We start from the raw sequence: 8,616 nt of genomic DNA on the forward strand, positions 1-8,616 counted from the left end.
GTGACCGTCCCGTTCCGGCGGACCGGGCGCTGCCTCTGGCCGCCGTCCACCGCCCGGCTGGGCCGCCCCGGTGCCCCGTCCAACCGGGCCTATCTGCGGGACCGCCTGATCGCCCTGCCGCTGCTGTGCGTCCTCGCCTTCGCCTCGCTGTCCTGGGCGTACGGGCAGGTGCGCGGGGACGCGGAGCGGGTGCGGGGTGAACTGGCGCCCGCCCTGGTGGACTTGGCCGATGCCAGGGCCTCGGTGCGGATCGCGCAGCAGGAGGCGCAGTCCAGCCTGCGCGGTGGTGCCGCCGCCGAGTTGGCCGGGCTCGGCGAGGTCTACCGCAAGCGGATCAGCCGCGCCACCCTGGCCCTGGGCCGGGTGGCGCGCGGCGGCGCCCTCGATGTGGGGCAGCAGCAGGAACTCCAGGTGGTTTCCGCGCTGTTGGACGACTACGGGACCTGGGTGGAGCAGGCCGAGGGGCACGCCGCGGACCCGGTACTGCGGGACGCGGAGCTGATGTACGCCTGGACGATGCTGTGTTCGGCGCCGCCGCCCGATCCGGCGCGCCCGACGCCCGCCGGCACCTTCCCGCGGTGCTCGGTGGCGGGCCGGGCGCCGGCCGGGGCGGACGCCAGCACCATCGTGGACCGGATCACCGGCCTGGAGGGCGAGTTGGGGGCACGGCTGGCCGCTCGGGCGGGGTGGGGTACTCCGGTGGTGGGGGCCGCGGCGGTGGCGGCGGTGGCGTTCGTCCTGCTGGCGCTGGGGCTGTGGCGGACGCTGCGCTTTCTGCGGCTCCGCTTCCGGGTCTCGGTGTGTCTTCCGCTGGCGCTGATGGGCGTGGTGCTGCTGCTGGTGCCGCTGCCGGTGGCCGACGCGGTGCTGGTGCGGCGGGCACTGCACCAAGTGGCGGGCAGCGCCTCGGCGTTGGCGGAACGCACCTCGCCCGCGGTGGAGGCGGCCGAGGCCCGCGACCCGTTCGGCACGCCCCCGCGGGACTCGGTACGGGGGCGGAGCACGGCGATCGGGCACCAGCTCTCCGCGGGGCAACTCCCGCCGCTGGACGACGCCCGGCACCTGATCCTTCCCGCGGGCCTCCTCTGCGCCACCGCCGCCGCCCTCACCCTGTACGCGTTCCGCCGCGAGTACGTACTGGTGTCCCGGCCGGGAGCGGGCTCATGAGCGCGGGCGGCGGACGTACGGGGTGGATGCTGCTGCGGTTCCTGCTGGTGGCGGTGCTGCTGGTGCCGGCCGGGCTGCTCGCGGGGTGTTCGGCCCGCACCCCGGACACCCTGGTGGTGCTGGGGCCGTGGACGGGACCGGAGGGCGAGGCCTTCCAGAAGGCACTGGAGTCCCTGGACGACGGCACCGGCCACCGCTACACGTACAAGGGGACGTCCTCGCTGCGGGAGACGCTGGTGGCGCAGCTCGCCGCGGACGCGCCGCCGGATGTGGCGATCCTCAACAGCATCGGCGAACTCACCGAGTACGCACGGGAGAACCGGCTGCGCCCGATCACGCCCGCGGCCGCCGAACGCGCCGCGCCGCCGTGGGCGCCCGCCCTGCTGGTGGACCACCGCCGCCGCACCTACTGGGTGCCGGTGAAGGCCGACCTGAAGAGCCTGGTGTGGAGCAGGAAGGGCACGGAGGACGGGGCGCCGCGCTGGTGCCTGGGGCTGGCCTCCCAGGCCACCTCCGGCTGGCCGGGCACCGACTGGATCGAGGACATCCTGCTGCACCAGGCGGGCCCCGCGGTGTACACGCGGTGGGCGACCGGTCGGCTGCCCTGGACCACCGGCGCACAGGGGGCGAGCGCCGCGGACGAGGCGGGTGCCGCGGCGCTCGCCCGCGCCTGGCGCACCTGGTCGCGGCTGCTGGGGCCGGAAGACCCGGACACCACCCGCATCTGGCTCACCACCCCCTACGCGGGCAAGGGCCGCCCCGGACACCCGAGTTCACGGCCCCGCGGCCTGCTGGACTCCCCGCGCTGCACCCATGAGCACCAGAGCGCCTTCACCCGCTATCTGTACGCCGGCCGGCCGGTGACGGTACGGCCCTCGGCGGGCTTCCTCGGCGGGGACCGGGCGTACGACCGGGTCTTCGAGGTGTCGGGGGACATGGCGGCGGTGTTCAGCGACCGGCCGGGGGCACAGCAGTTGGTGGAGCGGCTGTCCGGGGAGCGGGGCCGGTCCCGCTGGCAGCGGGCGGCGCCGGACGGGCTCGGCCCGCTCTTCCCCGGCAGCGAGGATCCGCGGCCCCGGGACCGCCTGGGCCGCCGGCTGGCCGGGCTGCTGTCCGGCACCGGCGGCGAGGCCCGCACCCTGTGCTTCGACGCCTCCGATGTGATGCCGCCGCGGCTGCGGGACGCCTTCCAGCGGGCCGTGCTCGACTATGTCGGGGACCGCGGCGAGCGGAATCTGCGGCGGCTGCTGGGACGCCTGGACACGGTACGCCGCGAGGAGTTCGCCGACTCGGGGGCGCGGGCCGCGGCCTCCGGCACCCGCGGCCCGGACACCCTGTGCACCCCACCGGGCGGCTGACCGACCGGCAACTCCCCTGATTCCTACCGCAGTTCCTTGGGGCAGGGGGTGCCGCGGGGCAGTTGGTAGGGGGCGGCGAGGCGGTAGACGCCGGGGGCGGGGGCGAGGAGTTCGGTCCACTTGTCGCCCGCGTCGTCCTCCTCGGTCTCCATCAGGCAGCCGTTCGGGTTGTCGTACGTCTTGGGCACGGTGTCGTCGCGCTCACGGGCCCGGCGGGAGGCCTCGGTCTCCTTCGGCGGGGTGACCGACTTGCCGTGCCCGTCGATCAGGCCCAGCCACGGCGAGTACGGGATGCGGATGAGGACGCGGCCGGCCCGCTTCACCTCGATGATCAGCTCGCCCTGTTCGGCGCGTTCGACCACGGCGGGCGGCTCGGCCAGCGGCACCGGGTCGCGCACCGCGTACAACTGCCAGTTGGCGTCGCCCCACACCTGCCGCAGATAGGGCTGGCCCTGCTGGACGATTTCCCGCTCGGCCTCGCCGCCGTCGCCGTCCGGCTCGTCCTTGGGCACCACCACGAAGTGCACCGCCCAACGCCGCAGCCACGCATGGTAGTTGACGGGGTCGAGGGTGTCGTCGTAGAAGAGCGGGTTGCGTTCCAGGTCCGCCTGCCGGTTCCAGCCGCGGGCCAGGTTGACATACGGGGCGAGCGCGGACGCCTCGCGGTGGCTGCGGGCCGGCACCACCTCGACGCGGCCCCTCTCGGCGCCGTTGACCTGGAGTTGGTTGACCAGCGGGGCGAGTTCGCGGGCCCAGGACGCGGCGGGCGTGGTGTTGACCACGTCGTCCACGGACTTGACGCCGATCCAGGTGACGAAGCCGGTGAACAGCATCACGAGGGTGTACCAGCGACGGGTGCGGGGCGCCGCGAACGGCAGCGCGGCCAGCAGCACCGCCCCGGCGAACAGCATCGAGAGCCGGGTGATGTTGGAGCCGATCTGCGAGTTGATCAGCCAGGTCAGCAGGACCGCCACCCCGTACACGGCGGTGGTGATGCGCACCGTCTTCCACTGCTTCGGCACCGCGAACCAGACCGCCACCGAGAACAGCATCGGCAGCGAGGCCGACCAGAACGACATGGGCTGGGTACCGGAGAACGGGAACAGCCACGAAGACACCGCGACCACCACCGCCGGGGCGAGGCCCAGCGCCCAGGCCCCGGGGCGGCGGCCCTGGAGGAAGAGCGCCACCGCGACCAGTCCCACGAAGAGCCCCGCCACCGGCGAGCAGGCGGTGGAGAGCGCGGCCAGCGGCGCCGCCACCACGGCCTTCGCCCCCCGGTGGTACCGCCAGCGGTGCGGCCAGCAGAACACGGTGGCGACGGCGGCCAGCCCGAAGGTCATCCCGAGACCGAAGGTGACCCGCCCCGACACCGCGTTGCACACCAGCCCGAAGGCACCGGCGAACGCCACCGGCAGCGGCCGCCGCACGGCCCGGCTGCGCAGCACGATCATGGTGAGCAGCCCGACCCCCAGGGTCCCCGCCACCATCATCGTGGTCCGCACCCCGAGCACCGACATCAGATACGGCGAGATCACGCTGTACGACACCGGGTGCATCCCGCCGTACCAGGCGAGGTTGTAGGCGGAGTCCGGGTGCCGGCCGACGAACTCGGCCCAGGCGTCCTGGGCGGCGAGGTCCCCGCCGCCGTTGGCGAAGGTGAAGAACCAGACGAGGTGGGCGAGCGCGGCGACCGCGGTGGTGACGGTCACCGGGTGCCGCAGCAGCCGCCACCACCGCGAGCCACGGGACCTCGGACCGGAACCGGGCGCGGCCTCGGGATCGGGGTCGGCAGGGGGTTCGGGGCGCGGCCCGGCGGGTCCGGTCCGGGTGTCGTGACCGGTGCCGCGGCCGGTGCTCCGACCAGTGCCGTGGCCGTCGTCCCCCGCCCGCGTCGGCTCCGCAGTGGCCACTGAAGGAACTCCCCGTGTCTTTCGATGTGTCGAGGTCCGGGGCCGGTGCCCACCGCCCGTCCCGCGCCCGCTCGCTGCCCCGATCCGGACGCTAGCACGCGCCGTCGCGCCACTCCGCCCGTACGGCCGGTCCCGCAACCTTCGGGAGCGGAACGGCCGTACGGGCGGAGGGTGGTGCGGGCGCGGTCAGCCCAGCCGGGTCGCCTTCGCGGCGTAGCCCGGTTCGGTCAGATCCTGCTGGAGGGCGATCGGCACCCGGACCGCGCCGCCCGGATCGTCGGAGCCGTCGCCGACGGTCAGCGAGCCGACCTCGGTACCGGCCTTCGCCTTGTGCGGGATCGTCTTGCCGCCGTCGTTCAGCTTGAGGTGCACGGTCACCCCGGGCCAACCCACCGCCGAGACCTTCTCGGTGGCGACGACCGGGGTGTGCCCGCCGAGCCCGTCATCGACATAGCCGACGACATCGCCCTTCTTCAGTACGGTGCGCGAGGTCAGGGCGTCCCGCGCGGCGAGCATCGCGGTCTTGCTGACGGCGTTGACGGTGTCGATGATCGGCGTCTTGTGCTGACCGAGCACCGCACCGACGACGGTGACCCGCTCCCCGCCGACCTCCTTGGTCGCCGCGAACACCAGATTGCCGCCCGCCTTGGTGGTGGTGCCGGTCTTGAGCCCGATCGCACCGTCGTACGGCACCAGCCGGTTGTAGTTGGACCAGGTCTTGCCGGACGGGTCCTTCCACGCGGGCAGCTTCGTCACCTCGACGAGCGCGGGGATCTGCACCAGCTCGTTGCCCAGCTTCACCTGGTCCTCGGCGGTGCTGACGGTGGTGTGGTCCAGCCCGGAGGGGTCGGTGTACCGGGTGTTCTCCATACCGAGCTTCTTGGCGGCGGCGTTCATCTTCGCCACGAACGCCTTCTCCGAGCCGGCGTCCCAACGGGCCAGCAGCCGGGCCACGTTGTTCGCGGACGGGACCATGATGGCGGCCAGCGCCTGCTTCTCGGTGAGGGTGTCGCCCTCCTTGATCGTGTTGAGGGTGGACTCCTGCATCGAGTCGTAGCCGCCCTCCTTCTCCGCCAGCGCGTCCACCGTGATGCCCGGCCCGCTCGCGCCCCGCTTCAACGGGTGGTCCTGCAACACCACATAGGCCGTCATCATCTTGGCGACGGAACCGACCGGCACCGGCGTCTGCTTGCCGAAGTGGTCCATGGTGCCGAGCCCGGCCACGTCCATCCAGCCCTGGCCCTCGTCCGGCCACGGCAGCGACACCCGCGACCCGTCGAAACCGTAGGACTCGGCGGCGGTCAGCGTGAGCTTCGGGTCCGGCAGCGGACGCACCGCCTGCACCACCCCGAGCGCGGTGATCACCAGGATGACCAGCGGCGTCCAGATCTTGACCCGGCGCACCGCGGTCCGCAGCGCGGTCTCCGGCGGCGGCGGGGTGTTGGTCAACTCCGCCAGCAGATCCATCGGCGGCAACGGAGGCAACGGCTGCTGCGTGGTCGGCTCCGCCACGGGGGCCGGCCCGGCGGGCACGGGCGCGGGGGCCTCGGCGGCGGGCTGCGGGGAGCCGGTGCGCTCGGGCGGCTTGGGCGGCGCGCCCTCGTCCAGAGGCTTCAACGCGACGAAACGGCTGGTCCGCTCCGCGGCGGACACCTCGCCGGCGGCCTCCGCCTTGGCGGCTTCCGTCTCGGAGGCCTCCGCCTTGGGCTTGGCGGTCTCCGACTTGGGGGTGGCCTTCTCTGCCTTGGGGGCCTCGGACTTGGCGGTCTCCGACTTGGGGGCGGGCTCCTCCGTCTTGGCGGTGTCCTTGGCGGTGTCCTTCGCCTCGGAGGTGTCGTCCGGCTCGGCTTCGTCGTCGGCTTCGGCGGAGTCGTCCGCCGGGGTGCCGTCGAGCTTCGGCTTGGACGCCGGCTCATCGACCGCGACGGACTTGGGCGTACGGAAGACGGCGGTGGCGGTGTCGACCCGACCGCTCTCGCCGTCCTCGTCGGGCTCCGACTCCGCAGACTCCGCCGAACTCCCGGCCACCTCAGCCGAGTTGACCTTCTCCGACTCCTCGGGCTTCCCCGACTCCTCAGCCTCGTCGGCCTTCTCGGACTTCTCGGACTTCTCGGTCTTGTCGTTCTTCTCTGGCTTGTCGGCCTTCTCGGCCTTGTCGTCGCTGTCGGACTTCCCCGACTCTTCGGTCTCTTCGGTCTCTTCGGCCTCTTCGGTCGTTTCGGGATTTTTCGAAGCCGCAGACTCTTCCGACCTGTCGGCGCTCTCAGCCTCGTCGGCACCGTCGTCCGAGTCGGAGCTCTCGTCCGCGTCGGAGCTTTCGCCCGTGCCCGAACTCTCGGCCTTCTCGGCCTTCTCCGGCTCCTCTGCCTTCTCCGGATCTTCCGACTTCTCCGGCTCGTCGGCGGCGACCGGCTCCGGCTTCTCCGCCGGCTCCGCCTTCTCCTCGGCGTCCGGCTTGGTGCGCGTCCGTACGGGCAGGCCACTGCGGGCGGCCCCATCCCCCGCACCGGAGGACCCGTCGGCGTCCGCGTCACCGGCACCGCTCTCAGGCGCATCGGCCGCGTCCGCCGTATCCGCCCCGTCCCCGTCGCGCCCGATCCAGGCGGCGACGGCGGCCCGCAGACGCGCGTCACGGTCGGCGGCGTCCGCCCCAGGCTCGGCCTCGTCCGCCGCAGGGGACTCCGAATCCGCCGTGGAGGAGTCCGCCGTGGACGCAACCGTCGCCGGGGCGTCCGGCGTCCTCTCCGGCGTGGATTCGTGTTCCGCCTCCGCGGACGGTTCCGGTTCTGCGGCTTCCGGTGTGCCTCCCCGCATCCCCGCCGTACTGAACACGGCCGTCGGCTGGTCGACTCGGCCGCGGCTCTCGCGGGCGACCGCGAGCCGCGGATCGCGGTCCTCCGAGGATGGGGACGGCACCTGGGCCGGTGCCGTGCTGGGGCTCCCCGACGACTCCTGCTTCTTCGACCTGTCGGGGGACTCGCCCGCCACCGGTACCTCCTCCATGTTTTCCGCATTACCCGTACGGCGATCCGTACGCGCTGCACGCCCTGTGCTCATGCTCGAACGCTGATCGTCTGCCCGGACCCCGCCGCTCGAACCATCTACCAGTGTCCTGGGTGCGGGGACCGGCTGAGGTGCTAGACGGGAACGACATACCTACCGGTTCCCTTACAAACAGGTCACGCACCCTCGACAGACCAATGTGAGAGGGGTCACCCTGTCATTCATCCACGCGGGGAGGCATGGATGGGCAGGAGCCGCAGAACGATTCCGGAGGAGCTACTGCTGCTCGCTCTGGACCCGACCACGGGTACCACAGCGCAGCCGCAGTCGCTTGACCTCGGTCTGGCCGGAGCACAGCTGGTAGAGCTGGCGCTGGCCGGACGGATAGCCCCAGACGGGGATCGTATCGCCGTGGTCGTACCACGGCCGACCGGAGATCCGACACTGGACTGCGCACTGGAGTTGCTGCGAAGGCGCGGCGCCCCGGTCCGTGCGGTCCACTGGATCGGCGGGCCCCGACTGGGGCTGCGCCAGACGTATCTCTCGCATCTGGAGCGCTGCGGCATGGTCCATGCCGTGGAGGGCCAGATGTGCGGAGTGCTGCCGACGACTCGCTACCAGGCGACGGACACGGCCATCAGCCGGGAGATCAGGGCCCGGCTGGACTCCGCGATCCGGACCGGCGTACCGCCGGATCCACGGACCGCGGCGCTCGCCGCGCTGGCCCACGCGGTCGGTCTCGGCAAGCACCTCTACCCGGGCAACGAGGGGCGTTCCTCACGCTCCCGCCTCCGGGACCTGATCAGGCACGACCCGATGGGCGGCCTGGTCGCGCACGCCGTGATGGACGTCCAGAACGGTGCGGCGGCACAGCCGCGCCGTGGACCGGCGTCCGCCGCACGGCCGGCACCGGCGGCACGGGAGCCGGCGGGCCGGGTGCCGATGCAGCCGCACCACGGTCACGGGTCCATGGTCCGTGCCGCGGTGCACTGACATCGCCGCATCGCGAGGCACCACCCGCAGTACAGGCACCACAGCGGCGTCCCCGGGGCGCCGGTCTCGCAACCACCGCGGTTCCCCGAGCTGTCCGGGACGGGAGCCGGCGGTGGGGGCGGGGGGGCGGGCGGGGGCCCAGCCCGCCCCGCCTCAGCCCCACACCCCGGGCGGCAAGCAAA

The 8,616-nt window shown here is 73.1% G+C and carries 5 protein-coding genes; 3 read left to right on the plus strand and 2 right to left on the minus strand.

Annotation, left to right across the window (positions count from 1 at the left end; genetic code table 11):
* Both ACFVST_RS09375 and ACFVST_RS09380 read left to right on the plus strand, forming a co-directional pair.
* Positions 1-1,167 carry a hypothetical protein gene (locus ACFVST_RS09375; RefSeq protein WP_390148468.1) on the plus strand — a complete coding sequence of 389 codons (1,167 nt, stop codon included), beginning with the start codon at positions 1-3 and terminating at the stop codon, positions 1,165-1,167.
* Complete coding sequence (locus tag ACFVST_RS09380) at positions 1,164-2,525, plus strand: extracellular solute-binding protein (protein WP_390148470.1); 1,362 nt, start codon at positions 1,164-1,166, stop codon at positions 2,523-2,525. The genes ACFVST_RS09375 and ACFVST_RS09380 overlap by 4 nt, the downstream gene beginning before the upstream one ends.
* A 23-nt stretch (positions 2,526-2,548) precedes the next feature.
* Here the strand turns inward: ACFVST_RS09380 and ACFVST_RS09385 are convergent, their stop codons facing one another.
* Together ACFVST_RS09385 and ACFVST_RS09390 are read right to left on the minus strand one after the other, a co-directional pair.
* Positions 2,549-4,438, minus strand: coding sequence for an MFS transporter (locus ACFVST_RS09385; protein WP_390148472.1), 1,890 nt, complete (start codon positions 4,436-4,438; stop codon positions 2,549-2,551).
* 186 nt (positions 4,439-4,624) lie between these two features.
* Positions 4,625-7,441 (minus strand): D-alanyl-D-alanine carboxypeptidase, encoded by a 2,817-nt coding sequence (locus ACFVST_RS09390; RefSeq protein WP_390148474.1) that lies wholly within the window; start codon positions 7,439-7,441, stop codon positions 4,625-4,627.
* A 243-nt stretch (positions 7,442-7,684) separates the two neighbouring features.
* On the opposite strand from ACFVST_RS09390, the gene ACFVST_RS09395 reads away from it, so the two are divergent.
* Positions 7,685-8,434: a GPP34 family phosphoprotein gene (locus tag ACFVST_RS09395; protein ID WP_390148476.1), complete on the plus strand. Its 750-nt coding sequence runs from the start codon at positions 7,685-7,687 to the stop codon at positions 8,432-8,434.
* Positions 8,435-8,616: the final 182 nt, after the last annotated feature.

The organism is Streptomyces sp. NPDC058045 (assembly GCF_042885635.1).
Classification (GTDB): Bacteria; Actinomycetota; Actinomycetes; order Streptomycetales; family Streptomycetaceae; genus Streptomyces.

What these genes read in the sequence shown, in the direction of transcription:
- ACFVST_RS09390 (WP_390148474.1), bottom strand. Translation starts at nt 7,441, where the DNA reads ATGGAGGAGGTACCGGTGGCGGGCGAGTCCCCCGACAGGTCGAAGAAG.
- ACFVST_RS09380 (WP_390148470.1), top strand. Translation starts at nt 1,164, where the DNA reads ATGAGCGCGGGCGGCGGACGTACGGGGTGGATGCTGCTGCGGTTCCTG.
- ACFVST_RS09395 (WP_390148476.1), top strand. Translation starts at nt 7,685, where the DNA reads ATGGGCAGGAGCCGCAGAACGATTCCGGAGGAGCTACTGCTGCTCGCT.